The organism is Citrobacter sp. Cpo090 (assembly GCF_030332665.1).
GTDB lineage: Bacteria > Pseudomonadota > Gammaproteobacteria > Enterobacterales > Enterobacteriaceae > Citrobacter > Citrobacter portucalensis.
Genome location: NZ_JAOWHK010000025.1, coordinates 1,357,961 through 1,378,444, shown reverse-complemented (window position 1 = coordinate 1,378,444; position 20,484 = coordinate 1,357,961). Strand labels below are relative to the sequence as shown.

At 51.5% G+C, this 20,484-nt stretch carries 19 protein-coding genes; 2 read left to right on the top strand and 17 right to left on the bottom strand.

Going from position 1 to position 20,484, the window contains the following annotated elements; translation table 11 throughout:
• Positions 1-2: 2 nt before the first annotated feature.
• From OGY83_RS09375 to otnK, 6 genes are read right to left on the bottom strand one after another with little or no spacing between them, the layout of a single operon-like run.
• Complete coding sequence (locus OGY83_RS09375) at positions 3-1,349, bottom strand: bile acid:sodium symporter family protein (RefSeq protein ID WP_286635749.1); 1,347 nt, start codon at positions 1,347-1,349, stop codon at positions 3-5.
• Between the two features lie 21 nt (positions 1,350-1,370).
• Complete coding sequence (locus OGY83_RS09370) at positions 1,371-2,183, bottom strand: beta-keto acid cleavage family enzyme (RefSeq protein ID WP_286635748.1); 813 nt, start codon at positions 2,181-2,183, stop codon at positions 1,371-1,373.
• A gap of 34 nt (positions 2,184-2,217) precedes the next feature.
• Positions 2,218-2,994, bottom strand: a complete 777-nt coding sequence (locus OGY83_RS09365; protein WP_286635747.1) for a hydroxypyruvate isomerase family protein — start codon at positions 2,992-2,994, stop codon at positions 2,218-2,220.
• Positions 2,975-3,784 (bottom strand): DeoR/GlpR family DNA-binding transcription regulator, encoded by an 810-nt coding sequence (locus OGY83_RS09360; RefSeq protein WP_172313033.1) that lies wholly within the window; start codon positions 3,782-3,784, stop codon positions 2,975-2,977. The genes OGY83_RS09365 and OGY83_RS09360 overlap by 20 nt, the downstream gene beginning before the upstream one ends.
• 6 nt (positions 3,785-3,790) lie before the next feature.
• Positions 3,791-4,435, bottom strand: a complete 645-nt coding sequence (gene otnC, locus OGY83_RS09355) for a 3-oxo-tetronate 4-phosphate decarboxylase (RefSeq protein WP_008784146.1) — start codon at positions 4,433-4,435, stop codon at positions 3,791-3,793.
• A complete protein-coding gene (gene otnK / locus OGY83_RS09350; protein ID WP_286635746.1) occupies positions 4,432-5,688 on the bottom strand; it encodes a 3-oxo-tetronate kinase in 1,257 nt (418 codons plus the stop codon). Before otnK ends, otnC begins: the two co-directional genes overlap by 4 nt.
• A gap of 372 nt (positions 5,689-6,060) precedes the next feature.
• Between otnK and OGY83_RS09345 the strand changes: the two genes are divergently transcribed.
• Complete coding sequence (locus OGY83_RS09345) at positions 6,061-6,954, top strand: PocR ligand-binding domain-containing protein (RefSeq protein WP_286635745.1); 894 nt, start codon at positions 6,061-6,063, stop codon at positions 6,952-6,954.
• Here the strand turns inward: OGY83_RS09345 and cobA are convergent.
• Positions 6,933-7,721 (bottom strand): uroporphyrinogen-III C-methyltransferase, encoded by a 789-nt coding sequence (gene cobA, locus OGY83_RS09340; RefSeq protein WP_286635744.1) that lies wholly within the window; start codon positions 7,719-7,721, stop codon positions 6,933-6,935. The two genes, OGY83_RS09345 and cobA, sit on opposite strands and share 22 nt — an antisense overlap.
• 405 nt (positions 7,722-8,126) lie before the next feature.
• Between cobA and OGY83_RS09335 the strand changes: the two genes are divergently transcribed.
• Positions 8,127-9,029 (top strand): LysR substrate-binding domain-containing protein, encoded by a 903-nt coding sequence (locus OGY83_RS09335; RefSeq protein ID WP_079936896.1) that lies wholly within the window; start codon positions 8,127-8,129, stop codon positions 9,027-9,029.
• A gap of 57 nt (positions 9,030-9,086) precedes the next feature.
• Here the strand turns inward: OGY83_RS09335 and cobO are convergent, their stop codons facing one another.
• The 10 genes from cobO to glmS form a co-directional block, all read right to left on the bottom strand.
• Complete coding sequence (gene cobO, locus OGY83_RS09330) at positions 9,087-9,689, bottom strand: cob(I)yrinic acid a,c-diamide adenosyltransferase (protein ID WP_079936895.1); 603 nt, start codon at positions 9,687-9,689, stop codon at positions 9,087-9,089.
• A 9-nt stretch (positions 9,690-9,698) separates the two neighbouring features.
• Positions 9,699-11,351 carry a class I fumarate hydratase gene (locus OGY83_RS09325; protein WP_123268325.1) on the bottom strand — a complete coding sequence of 551 codons (1,653 nt, stop codon included), beginning with the start codon at positions 11,349-11,351 and terminating at the stop codon, positions 9,699-9,701.
• Positions 11,352-11,460: 109 nt separating this feature from the next.
• Positions 11,461-12,462 (bottom strand): glutaminase A, encoded by a 1,002-nt coding sequence (glsA, locus tag OGY83_RS09320; RefSeq protein WP_032942734.1) that lies wholly within the window; start codon positions 12,460-12,462, stop codon positions 11,461-11,463.
• A gap of 125 nt (positions 12,463-12,587) precedes the next feature.
• On the bottom strand, positions 12,588-13,892 hold the full coding sequence (locus OGY83_RS09315) for a dicarboxylate/amino acid:cation symporter (protein WP_079936892.1): 1,305 nt from the start codon (positions 13,890-13,892) through the stop codon (positions 12,588-12,590).
• A gap of 169 nt (positions 13,893-14,061) precedes the next feature.
• A complete protein-coding gene (locus OGY83_RS09310; RefSeq protein ID WP_003831425.1) occupies positions 14,062-14,379 on the bottom strand; it encodes a DUF4387 domain-containing protein in 318 nt (105 codons plus the stop codon).
• On the bottom strand, positions 14,376-15,746 hold the full coding sequence (locus tag OGY83_RS09305) for an acyclic terpene utilization AtuA family protein (RefSeq protein ID WP_003022951.1): 1,371 nt from the start codon (positions 15,744-15,746) through the stop codon (positions 14,376-14,378). The genes OGY83_RS09310 and OGY83_RS09305 overlap by 4 nt, the downstream gene beginning before the upstream one ends.
• Before the next feature lie 3 nt (positions 15,747-15,749).
• Positions 15,750-16,991, bottom strand: coding sequence for a methylaspartate ammonia-lyase (locus OGY83_RS09300; protein WP_079936890.1), 1,242 nt, complete (start codon positions 16,989-16,991; stop codon positions 15,750-15,752).
• Entirely contained in the window at positions 16,991-18,436 is a 1,446-nt protein-coding gene (locus OGY83_RS09295; RefSeq protein WP_003831428.1) for a methylaspartate mutase subunit E, read from the bottom strand. The genes OGY83_RS09300 and OGY83_RS09295 overlap by 1 nt, the downstream gene beginning before the upstream one ends.
• 18 nt (positions 18,437-18,454) lie before the next feature.
• On the bottom strand, positions 18,455-19,843 hold the full coding sequence (glmL, locus tag OGY83_RS09290) for a methylaspartate mutase accessory protein GlmL (protein ID WP_123268323.1): 1,389 nt from the start codon (positions 19,841-19,843) through the stop codon (positions 18,455-18,457).
• Positions 19,843-20,292 (bottom strand): methylaspartate mutase subunit S, encoded by a 450-nt coding sequence (gene glmS / locus OGY83_RS09285; protein WP_003022963.1) that lies wholly within the window; start codon positions 20,290-20,292, stop codon positions 19,843-19,845. Before glmS ends, glmL begins: the two co-directional genes overlap by 1 nt.
• Positions 20,293-20,484 lie beyond the last annotated feature (192 nt).

Below are 20,484 nucleotides of genomic sequence, written 5' to 3'. Positions count from 1 at the left end.
GATTATCCTTTCGACAGATTTTCGCAAGCGGGTTGAACGGGATCTTTGGCTGCGGCAGTCTGCGCCTGTCTGGCGTCTTTTTTGCGCCAGTAGTTGGCGAGCAGCGAGCCGCTAACGTTACCCAGAGGTGTCATCACCGCTGATGCGAGGCCAACCGTTGCCAGTTTGCCCATCGCCGCGGCGAGCCCGGATGCCATACCGCCGTTTTGCAGGCCAACTTCAAAGGCCACGGTACGGGCAGACTGCACGTCCATGCGGAAGATCCAGCGGCTCATCAGATAACCAATCAGGAAGCCGCCGAGATTATGCATCAGCATGGCGAAACAGAGCAGGAAACCGACCTGCACCAGGTTGTCGCGCCCGGCTGCTGCGGCGGTGGTGGTAAAGAAAATGATCCCCATCATTGAGATGGTTGGCATGACCTTCTTCACGCCCGCCACGCGGCCATACAGCCAGTTGTAGAACAATGCCCACACGAGACCGCCTGCTACGAAGTTGAGGACCACCGCGTACATCTGTGCTTCGGCGCTGGCGTGACCAAACAGCGCGTCCCAGCCGCCGGCAATCATATACAGCAGCCAAAGCGCGCCGATCCCGGCCAGCATCTGGACGACACGGCGGCCGCGCACGTCGGCATAGGTTTTCAGATAGTCATGCAGAATTGCTGCGCCAATGGGAATTAATACGATTTTCACCACGTCCATCACCATCGCGGTGAGCTGGATATCGATCATCGAACCGGCCAGCAGATTAACCCACAGTGGCGTCATTACCGTTGCTGCCAGCGTTGAGACTGCGGCGATTGACACAGCCAGCGCGAGGTTAGCGTTGGCGATGTAAACCATCACCGTCGACGAGAGGCCACTGGGGCAAGCGCCAATCAACAAAATGCCCACCGCCACTTCAGGCGGAAAATCAAAGATCAGGGTAATGCTCAGACCGAGCAGGGGCATGATCACAAAATGGCAGAAAGTACCGATAAAAACGGCCCACGGCATTTTGGCGACATCAATAAAATCCTGGATCGTCAGCTTTGTGCCCATGCTGAACATGGTGGCCTGAATCACGAGGAACACGATCCATTTATGGGTGATATTGAAACCGCCCCAGACAATCAGATCCGTAGACCAGGTCATGGCGGCAACAAAACCGGCGATGATCCACAGCGTAAACTGATAGCTGCGTAAACCAGGCCAGTAGCCCGCGCCGGCGGCGAATCCGGCGGTGAACATCACCAGCCCAGGTTGCCATAGCGCCGCGGACTGGATGAGTGCGCCGATAATCGCCAGCGCCGCGCCCGCAACGCTGACGCCGAGTCCGGTTTTGTGAATAACAGTGGTCATAGTCATGTTGAAATGTCCTTGCTGTTGTTATTGCTGCCGGGGTGGAATAGATAACATGCGCCGCGCAATTTCCGGCGTAGCGACTTTTTTATCCATGCTGCGAATGAGCGAAGCGAGTTTGGCGACCTGCTGATAATTATGCTGCGCTTTTTCTTCGGCGCTTAAATAATAACTATCTTCAAAACCGATTCGCACTTCACTGGCACCCATAGCGACCGCAGCAGCGATAATATCGAAATTCTTTCTGCCAAAATGAGTAATTCCCCATAAGGCGTCGCGTGGGATCATGCTACGCAGAGCAATTAATGCGTCAACGGTTGCAGGCGTACTGCCGCGGTGACCGAGCACGATATTAAAGAGCATGGGTTTTCGAAATTTTATTTTATCTTCAAGGTTCAGGATATTATTAATCATGCCGATTTCAAAAACTTCAAACTCTGGAATAATATTGCGTTCGGTTATTTGCCGGGAACAATATTCCACGTCAGGGCCGGGATTAAAATACACCGCATCACCGAGGTTGACGGAACCGACGTTCAGCGAGGCCATCTCCACGCCGGGGCAGGCCAGTGGTGCGCAGCGCTCGGCGATGGACATAGAAGAGACGCCGCCGGTAGAAGCCTGAATAATCAGGTTTGAATGGCGCATAACGCGGTCAATGGTTGCCTGAAAGTCGGTAGTATCTGGCGTCAGACGTCCCTGTTTATCGCGAACGTGTAAATGTACGATGGACGCGCCATGTTCTACGCTGGCGAGTATTTCCTGCGCCAGTTCTTCGGGTATAACTCTGGGGCAATCCGCGGCAACGGGTGCCAGCGAAATAATAACAGTATCCGACATTTTTTCCTCCGGTACAGAGATAAAGATATTAAAATTATAGGTAAGGCGTTATCCAGCGTAATGATTCCGGCCCTGATGTTGACGGTTGATATTCACAGCCAATCCAGTCCTGGTAATTCATTTTTCTTATAAAATTAAATAACCATGCTTCATTTAACTCCCCGGTTCCCGGTTCATGGCGATAAGGAACAGAGGCGATTTGAAAATGTTTAATAAGGGTAAAATAGCGTTCGATATTTTTCGCCACGTTGCCATGAATTTTCTGACAGTGGTAAATATCAAACTGTAAGCCGATATTTTTCTTACCAACCTCGTGAATGATAGATTCAGCCAGCGGGAAACTGTCAATAAAATAACCGGGCATATCCTGCGAATTTAATGGTTCAATCAGAACATCGATTTCCGCATCTGCCATCACATCGCAAGCGATGCGCAGTCGGTTCGTCAGGAGATCGCGCTGAGCGTGCAGCGTCAGGTCATTACAGAGCAAGCCGGACATAACGTGAACCCGGCGACAACCCAGTGCTGTGGCGTAATCTCGCGCCACGTTCAGGCTGTGATGAAATTCCTGCTCTCGACCAGGCAATGCAGCGAGCCCCCGTTCACCCTGCGCCCAGTTGCCAGCCGGGGCGTTCATCAGCACCACCGGCAGTGATGTTTCCCGCTGAGCGGCTCGCAAATGCTCCAGCGGGTGCTGCCAGAGAAACAGCCCTTCTACGCCGCGAAAACCAGCCGCCTGCGCCGCTGAAAATCGCGCTGCTATCGGTAAATCAGTAAATAACCAGTCGAGGTTAGCCGCTAACTTCAGCATGGCGTGCACCCTCCCGGCCATCAACCAGATGCAGCTTAACGCCCTGGCTGGCAATAGTCTGCTGAGCATTTTCCGGTAACCGGTTATCAGAAATAATGTCCGTTAACTGCTCCAGCCCACAGATGTGGAACATGCCGTATTTGCCAAACTTACTGCTGTCGCAGACCAGCACCCGACGCCGTGAGACGGTGAGTACCGCTTCTTTGACTGAGGCTTTCCCTTCACTCGGCGTCGACATGCCGCGCTCGGTATCCCACGACGATGAGCTGAGAAACGCCACATCAATATTAATGGTGCGCAGAAAACTGGCGGCGCTTTTGCCAAGACATGAGCGGTTACGCTGATCCACCAGACCGCCGGTGTGGTAGAGCGTAATGTGTGGCATATCCATCAGATAGTGGCTGATAGAAAAATCGTTGGTGACGACCGTCAGATTGAAACAGTGGCTGGCGGCCACCGCTTTCGCCACTTCAAACAACGACGTTCCGGCATCCAGATACAGCGTTTGTCCGGGCTCAATGAGCATTGCGGCGAGCTGGCCCATCTTACGCTTCACGTCATGATTCAACTCGGCTTTTTCCCGCCACGGCAGTTCGGATTTCAGCAGGTTATTGAGCTTTACGCCGCCGTTAATGGCAATAACTTTGCCTTCTTCTTCCAGCAACTGAATGTCGCGACGCACGGTCATATGCGACACGCTCATCAGATCTGCCAGTTCATTAAATGAGGCGGCATTCTTTTCGTGCACGTAGCGGTAGATAAAATCACGTCGTTGCTCGGGGATCATCATGTCACCTCACGCTTGCCGGGAATGTTCAAGTTCGGCCACCGCCTCTTCTGAGAGCGGAACATAGCCGAGCGGTTTTAATGTCAGCCAGATGCGGGCGCTGTCTTCCAGCTCCTCGGCGTTAAACACTGCCTCACGCAGCGAGCGACCGCTTACTACCGGCCCGTGATTAGCCAGCAACGCTGCCGTATGGTCTGCCGCGATTTCACTCAGTGCGCTGGCAATGCCTTCATGGCCGGGTTTGAAATAAGGCAGCAGCGGTAACTGTCCGACGCGCATCACATAGTATGGCGTTAGTGGCGGTAGACAGTTTTCTGGCGTGGAGCAAGGCAGACAGGAGAGCGCGGTCAGCCATGGAGAATGCAGGTGCACAACCGCGCCGCAGGATGGCCGATGCCGATACCACGCCAGATGCATGGGCACCTCTTTTGACGGTTTGTCGCCGCTAAGATGCACGCCGTTGGCATCCAGCCTACTCAGCGTGGCAGGATCAAGCTCGCCCAGGCAGGAGTTGGTCGGGGTTACCAGATAGCCGCCATCCGGTAATTTGACGCTGAGGTTGCCGGAGCCGCCGCTGCTGTAACCACGCATAAACAAGGAACGGCCATAGTGGACGAGTAGTTCGCGTAGTTGGTGTTCACTCACCGGATTCATGATGCGTACTCCTGGGCTGTAAAAAAGAAATCTTCGTCACCAAAGTTGCCTGACTTCAGCGCCAGCGCCAGACCGGAGGAAAATACCCACGGCACGCCTGGGGCAATGGCTTTGCCAACGGACAGACGCTTCACCTGCAGCGCCTCTACCACTGTGCCGGATGTTTCTCCGCCTGCGACGATAAAGGTGTTTACTCCTGCAACCTGTAGCTTTGCGCTCAGTCGGGAAAAAGCGTGTTCGATCGACTGGCTGGCAGCCTGTTCGCCGTACTCTTGTTGAATGCGTTTGAGTACGTCTGGCGGCTGGGTGGCGTATATCATCGGCGCGAATGGGTCGTTGATATGCGTCATCGCCCAGGCACACAGTTCATCAGTGTAGCGTTCTGCATCAGACAGGCAGCGGGCCACGTCGAGTACACGAGAAGCTGCCGCGGCCTTATAACGAGTAACCTGACGATTGCTCATCGCCGAGCAGCTACCGGAGAACACCACCGTTTTAGCGGGTAGTGGAAAAGCGTCCGGCGGCATGGTTTGCTGAGCTCCGGTGCAGGCGGCCAGTGCGCCGCCAAGCCCGGAGCCCCCGGCTAACAGAGGGCTGGCATGGAGAGCCTGTGCCAGCGTGGTGAGATCTGTTTCATCCAGAGTATCGACGATAACGTGACGCGTACCTTCAGCCTGAAGTTGGGCCAGAGCGTTAGTGACCGCTTCCACACCTTGACGCAGTATCGTGAAGTTGATGCAACCAACCTTACCCTGCGTTTGCGCGCTCAGCAGGCGCGGCAGGCTGGCATCGGTCATAGGATTGAGCGGATGCTTTTCCATCCCGGATTCGTTAAGCAGTACGCCGTTTACAAAAAGATGGCCATGCACCACCGTGCGCCCGTTTTGCGGCAGGGCGGGGCAGTGGACGATCACAGGAGTCTGCAGGTCATTCATCAACGCATCGCTGACCGGTCCAATGTTGCCTGTTGGCGTGGAGTCGAACGTCGAACAATATTTAAAATAGATCTGGCGGACACCTGCCTTTTGTTTCAGCCAGCGGGCACAGGACCGAGATTGTGCGATGGCCTGTTCTGCGGGTAATGAGCGGCTTTTCAGCGAGATGACGATAGCGTCAACCTCTTCATTCCAGCATTGAGCGGTATCAGGCATTCCGGGCAGTAGCGCAACGCGCCACCCCTGCTGCGCCATAAAGCTTGCAATGTCCGTTGCGCCGGTGAAATCGTCGGCGATAACGCCTGTGGTGACGGCCATGGATCAACTCCGTTCAGATTGTTTGCTAATTGAACATATTATTCAGGAGGGCCTTTCACATTCACATGATGATTATCACAAATAAGCACATCATTGATTCACAGTAAAAATAAGTAATCTATTGAAAATAATAGAGAAAGATGTTTAGTGTTGCGAAAAGAGCCTCACAAGAGAGTGTGAAGATTCGTTAATCTTTGAGAAAGCGAAGTCAGTAGTGTGTAGTGGAGTATTATCGTGGTCGCTATAATTCTCTTGCCAATTGATCATAATCATCTGCATAAATGAGATTATTTTTTGCGGTGAGCATCATTCTTTCTCTTGATTAAATTCTGCATATTACCGGCTTTAATTTCATTAATTCCGGAGGATACCGTGTCGTTGAAAATCCAGGATGATTATCTACAACGTTTTTTCTCGATAGCAAAAATATTCTCCAGTGCGACTGGATTAGCCACTGTTGTGACTGATGTTAGCGGAAAAACTCTCTCGGATTGCCATAACTTTAATTCGTTCTGCACATTAATGCGGGCGGATGAACGCTATTGTGTGAGCTGCAAAAAGTGTGAAAAATATTGTGCTTTTGAAGGATTAAAACACCTTAAGCCCAGAATACTCAGCTGTCACGCGGGGCTAAGTCTGTTTTCTATGCCATTAATTCGCGAGGGGCATCTGTACGGGTTTATGCTCTGTGGGCAGGTGCGGGCAAAATATCAGGAATATAAAACTATCGTTATTGATAATGAATGTTCATGGATGGATGAACCAAAAATAAAAGCTGAATGGAGTCAGGTGGCGGTAGTGGATAATAATACGCTGGTGGCATCAGCTAATTTATTAAATTTCATTATTGATAATTTTGAGACAGAACAGCAACAATCTGATGAATTTGTTATCCCGCCGACCAGTTACATGTGTCATTATTTTACAGAGCCTTCCAGACACGAGAAAAAGCTTCTGGCAGCGTTGCGTTATATTGATGAGAATTTATATAGCGAAATATCCCTGGAATCCGTAGCAGCTCATGTTTGCTTAAGCGCAAACTATTTCAGCCGTTTTTTTAAGAAACGCCAGGGCGTTAACTTTAAAACCTGGGTGAGTCAGAAAAAAATGCAAAAAGCGGGGGAGTTATTGCACGATCCCGTTCATTCAATAGACAGCATTGCCCGGAAACTCCAATACGCACAAACCAGCTATTTTTGCCGTGTTTTCCGGGCGGCGCATCAAACGTCGCCCCAGTCTTTTCGTCATGCCAGACTGTCACAGTAAAGGTTTTCTGGCAGCGTGATGGCTTCAGGGATAAAAGAGAGCCGATCGCTCAGGGTTACCACATCACCAATCACTATCAGCGCAGGGGGAAGGATGTTAGCTTCCTGCGCCTTGCCCAGTAGTGAACCGAGCGTACAGGTCAGTCGCCGTTGGTTCTCGCGGGTAGCGGACATAATTAGCGCTGCAGGCGTATCTGCTGATTTTCCACCCATCAATAATTCCTCACAGATAAACGCCAGATTGGCGATACCCATGACGATAACCAGCGTACCATTCAGTTTGGCCAGTTGACGCCAGTCCTGCTGTTGGTTGCCCTCCCGCGTATGACCGGTCACCACGTGAAATCCCGAGGCGAAATCGCGGTGTGTTACCGGAATTCCGGCATAGGTCAGGCCACCAATGGTTGAGCTGATACCCGGCACCATTTCAAACGGGATGCCCGTCTCGACAAGATCCTCAACTTCTTCAGCGCCACGGCCAAAAACATACGGATCGCCACCTTTCAGACGCACAATATTATTGTGCGTTTGGGCATACTGGACAAGCAGCGCATTGATTTCATCCTGGGGTACACAATGGAAACCAGGGTTTTTGCCGACATTGATAAGCAGACAATCAGGTAATGCCCATTCCAAAATTTTAGGATTGACCAGCCGATCGTAAATAATGACATCAGCCTGTTTAATGCACATCATTGCTTTGAGAGTAAGTAATGAAATATCACCGGGACCTGCCCCAACGAGCCAGACCTTTCCGAAAGTTTTCACATTGTGTCCTTTATCACATCGATCAAAAAAAGGCAGAAACTACATCAAGGAATGATAAAAAGCAGTCGTTTGCCCGTAAGTTATAACGTGAAATTATCCAGAATTATCGCACTGATAATATTGATTAATCTCGCAAAGTTTTTTCTGCAATAAACAAGATGACTTGAAAAATTATTAAGAACTTATTGACACTATTTGCTTAGGTTTAACCTTATTTAAATTGTGTTTATTGTTGACCTTGAGTATTATTGGTTAATATTTATCCGCCATCAGTGTGAGCAAATCATGGATTGGATCAATGACATTAATGGATGAAATAAAATATAACTCTCGGTGCTTATCTGGGTATCTTGAATTATTTTTTATAAATTAAACTATTTTTGCACGCTGCATATGGAAGAGGTTATGAGAGGAAAAATACCTAAGACGGAGTTGCTGGTAACTTTTGAAGTTGTTGCGCGTCACGAAAGTTATACCCGGGCAGCTGAAGAGCTGGCTTTAACACAAAGTGCTGTTTTCCGCCAGGTAAATGCACTGGAGGATTTTCTCAATACCGCGCTATTTAATCATGCCAAAAAACGCATTTTTTTAAATGCGGCTGGCAAACACTATTTAAGCATCGTTAAAGAAACGTTAAATAAACTTGAACGAGATACGACGACGATAATGACCTGGCAGCCGACGATACAGGTTATTGAGCTGGCGGTGAATCCGACGTTCAGCACGCACTGGCTGATCCCAAATCTGCGTGAATTTAACAAACTTAATCCTGATATTATCGTGAACATTCATTCCCTGGCGAATATTGGTGATTTTCTCAATCGAGAGTATGACGCGGCAATCATGCGCGAAGACTTTTATTCTCCATGGTCAGGGGTTGAGTACCTGTTTGAAGAGGAAATTCTGCCGGTATGCAGTCGCTGTTTGCTGGCCGAGCCGGAACGAAAACTGGCTGTTGACGAACTGTTGAACGAATACCCACTCTTGCACCAGAGCACGCGAATCAAAGGCTGGCAGGAATGGTTTGCGCTGTCAGATGTCAGCAGCCCGCTGGTGAATAAAGGTCCGAGATTTGATTTGTTATCAATGCTGATCGCGGCGGTCCGCTCTAATCTGGGCGTTGCGCTGCTCCCGCGTTTTGCTATTCAGCACGATCTGGACAGTGGTGATATGGTCATTCCTTGCGATGTTCCAATGCGTACCGGGAATCGATTTATTATGACGTGGCGCGAAGAGAAATCAGAGTCCGAACATTTACAGATCTTTCGTAACTGGCTGTTGAATAAATCGGTGGTGTCGCCTGTTTGATGGCGATGGCATAACATTGGAACCGGCCTACAGCTCTGCGAACTGTAGGCCGTGTGATTACCAGTCGATCCCAACCTGCGCCTGAATCCCGCTGTCAAACGCGTGCTTGACCGGACGAATTTCACTGACCGTATCGGCCAGTTCCAGTAGCAGCGTATGGCATCCGCGCCCGGTAACGATAACGCTTTGCTCCGCAGGACGATTTTCGATGGCGTTGATAACCTCTTGCGTATCCAGATAGTGGTAAGCGAGCATGTAGGTGAGTTCATCCAGCACCACTAGATCGTAATGCGCATCAGCCAGCATGCGCTTACTTTCCTGCCATACGACCGTTGCCGCCTCGATATCTGCTTGCCGATTTTGGGTTTCCCAGGTAAATCCGGTACCCATAATATGGAACTCGACGCCGAGGGGGTGCAGTGTGTTGTACTCGCCATTATCCCACTGACCTTTAATAAACTGCGCGATGCCAACGGTTTTTCCGTGACCCACTGCGCGCGTTGCCGTGCCAAAGGCTGCGGTTGATTTTCCTTTTCCGTTGCCGGTGAAGACAATCAGGATCCCTTTCTTCTCCGTTGCAGCCGCTACGCGGGTATCAACCTGTTCTTTCAGTTTCTGCTGACGCTGGCGGTGTCTGTCGTTATTGGCGCGCGCTTCCATGGAAACTCCTTAATGCCCTGCCGGACAGGTTGCACAGCGATGCTGCTGCTCGAACTGGCTGAAGAAGTTATTACCTTTGTCATCCACTAATACGAAGGCGGGCATATTTTTAACTTCCATCATCCACACCGCTTCCATTCCCAGTTCGGGATATTCAAGGCACTGCAGACTCTTCACGTACTGCTGCGCCAGTAGGGCAGCGGCACCGCCAATGCTGCCGAGGCTAAATCCACCGTGTTTGTGACAGGCATCAGTGACCTGCTGGCTACGGTTACCCTTGGTGAGCATAATGAGGCTTCCGCCTTGTGCCTGGAAAGCATCGACATACCCATCCATACGCCCACCGGTGGTGGGACCCATTGAGCCACAGGCCTGATTTTCCGGGGTTTTGGCGGGACCTGCGTAATACACGATATGCTTTTTCATGTACTCCGGCATCGGTTCACCGTTATCCAGCCGCGCTTTGATGTTCGCGTGGGCAATATCGCGAGCGACAACAATCGGGCCACTTAACGACAAACGTGTACCAATAGGCAGGGCGGAGAGATCATGCAGGATTTCACGCAGCGGACGGTTCAGATCCAGTTGTACGGTCTGGGCGCCGTTTTCTACCCGGTGAGAATCGGGGATAAATTTGCCCGGATTATGCTCGAGTTTTTCCAGCCAGATACCGTGTTTATTAATTTTGGCCTTAATGTTGCGGTCGGCAGAGCAGGAAAGGGCCATCGCGATTGGGCAGGAGCCGCCGTGGCGCGGTAAGCGAATTACGCGGATATCGTGGGCAAAGTATTTGCCGCCAAATTGCGCGCCGATGCCAAACTCGCGGCTGGCATTGAGCAATTCGGCTTCCAGCGCCGTATCACGGAACGCCTGGCCCAGCTCGTTCCCGCTGGTGGGCAGATTATCGTAATATTTGGTTGAAGCCAGTTTGGCGACTTTCAGCGCCTGGTCGGCGGATAAGCCTCCAACCACAAAAGCGATGTGATACGGCGGGCAAGCGGCTGTACCCAGTGATTTCATTTTTTCGATCAGGAACGCGGTGAGCTTTTCCGGCTGCAGGATGGATTTGGTTTCCTGGAATAGCGCTGCTTTGTTGGCAGAGCCGCCGCCTTTGTTGACGAACAGGAAACGGTATTCGTTACCTGGGGTGGCGCTAATATCGATTTGTGCGGGCAGGTTGGTCTGGGTATTGACCTCGGTATACATATCCAGCGGGGCATTTTGCGAGTAACGCAGGTTGTTTTCGGTAAAGGTGGTGTACACGCCTTTGCTTAACGCTTCTGCGTCATCGCCGCCGGTCCAGACATGTTGCCCTTTGCTGGCCACAATGGTTGCCGTCCCGGTATCCTGGCAGTTGGGCAGTACGCCTTTAGCTGAAACCTCTGCATTGCGCAGCAGCTGCAATGCGACGTACTTATCGTTACTGCTGGCCTGTGGGTCGTGCAAAATGCTGGCAATCTGTTTTAAATGTCCGGCGCGCAGGAAAAATGAAGCCTCATAAAACGCCTGCTGTGCTAACAAGGTTAACGCTTCCGGTGCAACCTTGATCACTTCCTCTCCGTCTAACTCCGTTACTGTAACGTGCTGGTTACTCAGTAATTCATATTCGGTACTATCTTTACTCTGAACAAAGAGTTCCTGCCAGACAAATGGTTTAGACATGTTTACTTCTCACCTCTTCGTGTTGTTTACCGAATGGCGCTTCGCTTATCTGGCCTACGATTAACGCATTGATGTAGGCCGGATAAGCGAAGCGCCATCCGGCGTAAAGTTATTTGGCTAAAAAAACATTGGCTTTTGTCGCTTCGGCGACATATTCGATAGTTTTCTGGGCACGAACGCTGTTTCCGGCTTCATCAAGCGGCGGAGAATAGACCGCAATTGCATATTCGCCTGGGACAACGGCAACCATGCCACCGCCGACGCCGCTTTTCGCCGGAATGCCAACGGTGTACAGCCATTTACCGCTGCCGTCGTAAAGCCCGGCAATTGCCATTTCTGCCAGCACTTGTGGAACATATTTCTCATTCAGCAACTGTTTGCCGTTGAACGGAGATTTGCCTTTGTTTGCGAGTACCGCACCCATTTTGGCCAGTTGCTCAACGGTGATATCCACCGAACACTGGCGGGTATAAATTTCGACGGCTTCGTCAGTGTTGCCATAGAAGCTGTTATAGGATTCCATCAGTTTGGCCAGCGCCTGATTGTGCTGGTTGGTTTCCATTTCAGATTTGAAAACCGGTTCGTTCACGGTGAGTGTGGCATCGGCCCAGACGTTCAGGTTGTCGAGGATTTTGTTCCAACGATCGGTTTTGTCTTTGGCTTCGATCAGGCTAACGGTGCTCATGGCCCCGGCGTTTACCAGTGGGTTTTCAGGCGCGCCTTTGGTCAGTTCAACGGCTAAACCTGAGTTGAATGGCATACCGGTGGCATTGGCGCCAAGTTTATCCAGCACTACCTGAGGACCGTGCTGCTCCATGGCGAGCGCCATGGTGAACACTTTACTCAGGGATTCCATTGGGAAAGGTTTGTTAACATCGCCAACCTGATAGATCTTGCCGTCCACCGTCGCAATGGTGATGGCAAAATTTTTCGGGCTATAGGTCGCCAGAGCAGGGATGTAGTCGGCGACTTTTCCATCGTTGTTACTTTTGTACTTCTGATGAGCCTGTTCTATCAGCTTGGCGTAGTCGGGCGTGGTTTGCGCGAATGTGGTTGCGCTAAACAAGACGCTGAAAGAAAAGAGACTCACGCCGAGAATTGTTTTATTCATTATGCATTCCTGTTGGTGTGCTTATCTTGGTGCCGGATGGCGGCGTACCGCTTTATCTGGCCTACGGATAGTTAAACGTTATGTAGGCCGGATAAGCGCAAGCGCCATCCGGCAATAACGTAGTATCAGGACAAAGCGACTTCTGTTTCGGTAACCGGGCGTTCCTGTTCCGGAGTTTTCACCGGCGCAGTTCCACGGCAACCCTGGCCGTAGTGTTCGCCTTCCCAACGGCCCACGATGGCAGCACCCATGGCGTTACTCATAACGTTGGTGGCGGAACGACCCATATCGAGGAACGGATCGACGCCCATCAGCAGGATCAGACCGGCTTCCGGAATATTGAACTGGTTCAGGGTTGCGGCGATAACCACCATGGATGCACGCGGTACGCCCGCCATCCCTTTCGAGGTCAGCATCAGGATTAACAGCATGGTAATTTGCTCGCCCATGCTCAGTTCGATGTTGCACGCCTGGGCAATAAAGACGGTGGCAAATGAGCAATAAGCCATGGAACCGACCAGGTTAAAGGAATAACCGATAGGCAGAACGAAGCTGGCGATTTTTGAAGAAACGCCGAATTTTTCCAGTTTGTCCAGCGTACCCGGGAAGGCGGCTTCAGAGCTTGAAGTGGTAAAGGCCAGCAGAGCGGGTTCGAGGATTGATTTAGTTAACCGTGCGATGCAAGGCCCGACGATCATCGTAGACAGGCCAATCAGGATCGCCCACAGCATACCCAGCGTCAGGTAGAACTCACCCATGAAGATCCCGGCGCTGACCATCACACCCAGACCACGTTCGGCAATCAGACCGGAAATAGCGGCAAACACGGTCAGTGGCGCAAACAGCATGACGTAACCCGTCAGCTTCAGCATGACGTGCACCAGTGAATCCAGCACTTTCACAATAGGGTCGGCTTTTTCACCAATCGCAGCGAGGCTGCAACCAAGGAAGATTGAGAAAACGACGATCTGCAGAATTTCGTTACGCGCCATCGCATCAACAATACTGGTCGGTACCGCGTGTGAAATGAACACTTTCAGCGTGAATGGCTCTGACTTAACGGCGGCAACGGCTCCGACGTCATGTGGTACAAAGTTGATACCTGCGCCTGGCTGGAAGATATTAACGATAACCAGACCCAGTGCAATTGACACCAGAGAGGCGCAAATAAACAGGAAGAAGGTTTTCGAAAATATACGTCCCAGCGTTTTGGCATCGCCCATTTTGGCAATACCTACAACCAGAGTTGAAATAACCAATGGAGCGATAATCATTTTCACCATACGTAAGAATATGGTGGTGAAAATGGAAATATCTGCTGCATAAGATTTTGCTGTTTCAGCCGCGGCCATATTATTTATGACCACCCCGGCAATCATGCCGAGTATCAGGCCTAATATGATCATCTTCGTTAAACTAATTTTCTTCATGTGTACTCCATCGGATAAAGGCTGGTAATTGGAATTGTGTAGGGTGGCGTGCGCCTGAACCTGGACAGCAGCTCAGACGCACGCCTGTTGTGACCAACCGCATGAATAATTCGAAGCACCGTGATACAGCTGAATTCTGTGCTCCAATGGCTGTTATTGTGTTTTTTTGTTACAAGTCGAACTCAATACTTAATAATGGAGCGTGTTGCTGCGCACCATAAACATCATTGTCACCGACATTGCCGGAAATAATATCTCGCGGCATGACGATTTTTACGGCATTCGCTGGGTCGAACCAGACGATATTGTGAATAAACTCAGGCTCAACATTATATAAACCGGCAATAAGCTGCGGCGTTAATTGCTCGCAGGCTTTTACCCGTTGATAGTCTTCCCTTGTTTTAAATAAAATATCTAAAACTAGTTCGTAGGGTCCGGCGTTTTTGGATCGAATAACTTGTGCCAGTGAACAAATTGAGTGTTTCATGCCTGAACTCCTTCTGGCGTCACCTGTTCAATATGGAAATCAAAACGCAGCGCATCGCTCGCTTCAATCAGGTGATAGATAGAGAACTCATACACCGGTCCACTCTGAATATCAGATGGCGAGAACGGGAAGGCGAGGTTGCCCGCAGTCGCAATGCGATTTTCATAGCCGTAGTGCAGCAGGGTAGAGCGCACCAGCGAGCAAACGCTGTTAGCGATATCCTGCGTTGGCGCAACGACATCCAGTAAAATTCCCAGTTCATGTCCCGCAGTTTTCATCGGCTCATGGTTGCCCATTACACCGTTCTTACCGTACAGGTGGAACGTCATGCGGATACTGTCATCATTCAGCGAGAGGTTACGTGCCACGCTGGCCTGTACCTCTTCGAGAATGGTGTCAATCCCGGCAATCATGATCGGGTCGCGCGTTCCGGCGATGGTCAGGCAGCGGAAGCCAACCTGACGCGCGCCTTCCAGTTTCAACGCATACGGTGTTTCTTCATGACGTGAACCGCTGACATACACTTCGCCCTCGTTAACCTGGGTGAAGGTACATGCTTTCAGGTTCAGCACACCGCCTGGCCCTGGCAGGAAGTACGGATCGGACTTCTCGTACAGAGTGTGCGCCGCCGCGGAAGTTTCAGTGAACTTACGCTTGGGATTGAACGCCTTCAGCGTAAAGCCGTTATCGTCAATGATTCCCATCGCACAATCTGAGCCAGAGCCAGGGGTGGCGGCAATGGCGGCACACTCAAGGATCTTACCGCAATGAAGCGCCAGACCTTCATCAAAGCCCTGCATAATCGGCAGCGCGGCGAAGCAGGCCGGATCGTAGGCACGTCCGCCCAGGACCACCTGCGCACCGGCTTTCAGCGCACGCTGGAAAGGCTCGACGCCCATCTGTGCGACAATGTAGGTGCTCTCTTCAATGGCCTCGTGAGTCAGTTCAGGCACAAAATCGAGCGCGGTGATTTTGCCGTTATCCAGCGCCTGATGAACGATTTCTTTGTCGACATCAGACGGAATCAGCGCCATTGAGAAAGACAGTTTTTCTTCCTGCGCGATCTCATGGATTATCTGGCGACACCACTCCAGATGCGGAGCTGCGCCAGAACCACCGGCTGTGCCGATTACTACCGGGATGTTGTTCTTAACGCCTGCCACAATCATATAGCGCAGATCGCGTTTCACACCGGCCCTGTCAGTAAAGGGTTTACCTGCCCCCAAATAGTGGGGGCCAGGATCGGAGGAACCTGCGTCAACAGCAATAAGATCCGGTGACTCTTCCATGGCTTTACGAAAACTTTCTTCCGGGAAGCCATAACCCAGGATAGCCGTAGGCGATAAGATCTTAAATGTGCGTGCCATCTCTTAATCCTTAGTTTGCAACAACGCGATGGTGCGGTTCATTTCGTTAAACACGATGTTGAGACCTTCATCGAAACCCATACCCGGTTTAACCAGCATGCGCATTGGACGCGCGGCAAGTGCCACGTGTACGCAGGTGCGGGCACTGATCTCGGTTTCGTTACAGGTACCGCCCTGATAGGCTTCCATCGCGTGTTTGTTGCAATACAGCACCGCATCAACGATGTTGTGAATGCCGCCCAGATCCGGAGTCTTGATCTGTACCATGTGGCAGCTGCCCGCATCGGTAAAGTCCACGATATCCTGATAGGTGTTACACCATTCGTCGGCGACAATTTTCACGCCGGAACCCAGACGAGTCAGCTCTTTGGTGATGGCGGTCAACATGCGGATCTGATCCGGCTTGTTACCGGCATCAACCGGACCCTCGATATACAGCGGCAGACCCTGGGCTTCGACTTCCAGGCTGGCGATGTACGCGGCGCAGCGAACCGGATCCATATCGAAGATCAGACCGATCGTGCCATACACATCAATGTGCAGCGTCGGGTGATAACGTTCGCTGGTGCGCAGGCTTAAGATGCGGTCGGATAACCAACGTACATACTCACGCAGTTTTTCGCCTTTAAAGCCCAGCTTCTCTTCCACGTTGTTGATCAGCGCATGCGGCAGGACGTCCACACCTTTGAGGATCATCTTATCAACGGCGATATAACGGTCGTCGCCGCTCTGACCAAATAATGGAATGGCTTCCGGGACGCACGGCAGTTGCCATTCATCGCAAACCACTTCAGTTTTCAGACGACCGGTAGCCAGCGCCGCAGCGTCGAGCAGCGCCTGAGACAAACCATAGCGGACGGCGGTATGCAGCAGATGACCGTCAATACGCAGTTGGTCAAAGAAACGCGCGTTCGGCAGGAACGCATCAACGTCACGGCCTTCCAGCAGCGGTTTGATGTGATCGTTGAGGAACGGAATGAAGTTTTCAGCCAGGAACAACGGGTCACGACCGCCTGCACCTGAATATTGCACCGCTGCGCAATCGCCCACCGCTACCGCGCCGTTTTCCAGAATCAGCTGTACGGAAACGCATTCACCCGCCTGACGAACAGAGGTAAATCCAGGCGTTACCGGATCGCCGGTATAGATAAACCCGTCATGACCGGCGCCATTTTTGATGGCCTGCTGATCGTCAAAATAAAATGAGGAGTAGCCAGCGGTGAAAAGGGCCTGTTTAATTTTCATTATGGTCTTCCTATTAATTTACTGTGGGATACGGCGTTGATGTCATCAATGACCATCTGGAAAGAAGGTTTGCGACCTTCGAAATGTGCGCGCTCTGCAACGTAGTCATGGTGCAGGGCGAGAATATCTTTCGGCAGCGGCACGGCACCGGCTTCAAGAATACGGATTGCGCCTGTGTTATCGCGAACAGGCAGGATCTTACCGGCGTTACAGGCGGCAGGAGCGAAAGGCACATCCAGCACGCCAGCTTCAAAGGCCAGCACCGTACCGCGTGCAATGTCGCCATTGCCCAGTTCGAAGACTTTCTTCAATACCGCGCGGACTTCGCTCTTAATCAGGTCAACTTCTTGCTCCACGGCAGCGCACTGCGGGAATTTCTGGTCGCTGACCATGTTGAGCATCTGGCGTGACGCTTTCAGACCCTGGGCGTTAGCTGCCGCGGTTGGGATACCGAACGCTTCGTGCGGGCTTTTGGTAATGACTTTTGTGGCACCGGACATACCGGCAACCGCTGCACCCCAGGCGATAACGGAGAAGGCTTTTGCTTCATCTTCCGGGAATCCGCCCATCCACTGGTGGAAAACGGTGCTCAGCTCGTAGTCGTCGAAGCCATGGTTATGGAAGTATTCGTGGGACAGTTCACGCAGTGCCTGAATAGCAGCGATATCCTGTGTCAGGCTGCCGACCTGGCCGTAACCGACGGTAATAGACTTCACGCCCTGTTCCAGCGCCAGCAAACCTTCGATAATCGCAACTGAGTGGGACATGAACGGCGGGATCAGCGTGCCGGTCAGCGGACCAAACGGTTCACGGTTGATGCGAATGCCGTTCTCTTCGTACAGTCCCATCAGACGGTCGCAGTACTGCCAGTCGCGGATGGATTTTTCCAGAGTGACGCGTTTGGCGTAAGGGATGTTGTAGGAGATACCGCCGCCTTCGTAGCTGGTAAAGCCACTGGCCATGGCGATTTCTGCCAGCAGACGCGCATCCGGTGTTCCGTGGCGAACCTGGATCGGTTTATCCAGCGATTCAGTCATACGACGGCAGGCAGCAACCCCGTGATTGACGACCGGTAAACCATTCAGCTTGGAAGTACCTGCTTCGATGGATTTCTGGATCCCGACAGCGGCTTCTTCATAGCGGTTCAGACGGGTATAGGCATCGATAGTACTTGGCAGGAGGTCGCACTCTTCCTGCAAGGTTTTGAGCAGCGCAATATGCTCATCCATTAATGCCACACCTGCGCGCGGCTGGCTCAGAGTTTTACCTTCCTGATCGGCCTTCAGCAGGGCGAGGGAGAAACGCTTTTTCTCTGGAATTGATTGCTGGTACTTCACGCCATCTTCGAAGTTCTCAACGTCTTTGCCGGTTTCCCAGGTTTGTAACACCTGATGCCTTTCGGTCATGAATTCGTCGTGGGTCAATTTTTTATTTCGAAGTTCCATTCGTAGCTGCCTTAAGTTTTATAGGGTTAAACACTGAATGCTGGTGCGAGCAGCGGCTTGCGGGTACAGCCTGGCGACGTTTGCCAGTAGAGGGAGCAGGCCATTTGAATCGCGGTAATACTCAAACTGATTCGGTAACAGAATTCTTTTACCCTGGTCGTCCAACTCCCTGTATTTGAGCCAGTTATGGATATCGAACTGGCTGGCGCGAGAGAGCCATCCCCCTGAACCGACGACTTTGCGTACGGTGGTGAGATCGCGACCCATCTGTAAATCCACATTACCCACGCAGGTGCAAACCTGCTTTTTAGTGCCCGCGTGGCGCTCAGCGGCATAGCCCACGCATAAACCTGCCAGCAGGGTGTCGAAATATTTCTCTTCCTCGCTGAGTGGCAGGTAATCCGGTTGCCCAACCAGGTGGCGTAGATAGCGGTAAAACGCTTCCTCGCGCTGCGGCTGCTGGGCGAAGATGACTTTCACCATATCCTGCGTGCTTTCTCCCACCACGACGGCGGAAACGCGCATTCCAAGGTCGCCTTCAACGGTACGTTTGACGAACGGTTCAGGAACACCATGCAGGACGGTATCGGGGGAGAGGGTATTCGCGCTGGCCGAATAGACATCCGTGGTGGCTCCGCCCATATCAATCAGCATGAATTCCTTCCATGCGCTGTCGTAATCGCTAATAGCTTTGACTAACTCATATACCGTCCATGGCGTCGGCATAGGCTCTTCGCCTGTTTCGCCGACGATGACGTCCAGACCTTTGCCTTTGACGATGCGTGACAAGAACACATCGCAAATCGCCTGGCGTGCGGCAAACGGATTCGGGTGATCGAGGTCCGGCAGAATGTTGTCTACCGTGGTCAAATCCTTGTGTCCCAGAATCGTTTGTATTTCGTCCTGAATGTCCCGGTTTCCGGCGTAGATAATGGCGCAATCAAGCTTTGAGCCTGCCAGCGCGTGCGCATTCGCCAGGCCGTAACTTTCTTCGCCACCATCTGTTCCGCCGGTAAACAACAGAATGTCTGGCGGTGATGATTCCAGCTCCTGGATGTCATGACGGTTCAGCTTGTACGAATAATATTGCGCGATTTTCGCTCCTGCCGAATGGGCGGTAACTTTTGCCGACTCCAGCGTAATGGAAGGCACCAGCCCCATTGCTGCAACGGCGAGCCCACCTTTCGCTGAGGAGGAGTATTTCAACTGCACTTCACCACTTTTCAGTAACGGGCGAGCATCGGCAACATTCAGCACCTGATTCAGGCTGGCAAAAAAACCGTCTGCCAGATGATGTGTGGTGGTTGGGGTCAGGACATGGTTTATCAGGGTTAATTCCTCGCCTTCATGGGCGAAGAGGGCCGCCTTGGTCCATGTCGAGCCGATATCGACAGAAACTGTTTGCATCAGATGGCCTCTTCCAGGCAACGCTGTTCGAGGCCATTGTGTTGGTGAATATCATTGGTGATGAGTGCACAAACATCTTCCAGGTCATGGCTCGGTGCGAAAACCCGGTTAAAGCCCATCTCTTTAAACTTCACTTCCACATCGGCGAAGTCATGTTTACCGACGACCAGGTTGCCGCCGACGTACAGCAGAATGTCGCCAAGGCCGCGCTCGATGCAGCGCTCACGTAATCCGAGGCAGTCAATGTCGCCATGACCGTAGATAGAGGACACCACGATGGCATCGGCGCCTGTTTCAATCGCAGCATCAATATATTCATCCTGGCTCACCATCACCCCGAGGTTGATTACGTGAAAATCATGAGCAGTAAAAACGCGATCCAGAACTTTATTACCTACTGCATGGCAGTCAGCACCGATGACGCCAATAACAAGTGTAGATTTCTTCATGGGTAATCCTCTGTAGGGCTGATGGTCAATAAGTGAAATTATTTTCTAATATTTAGAGCATGGATTGTGACAACCTCTTAATAGGGTTGGAGTTTCTGTGGAAGCGAAAAAGGAAGCAATTGATCTATTTTCAAAATATCCTGCGCAAAATGATTGTTATATTTGAATTCTATAAAACTCTTTCATAATCAA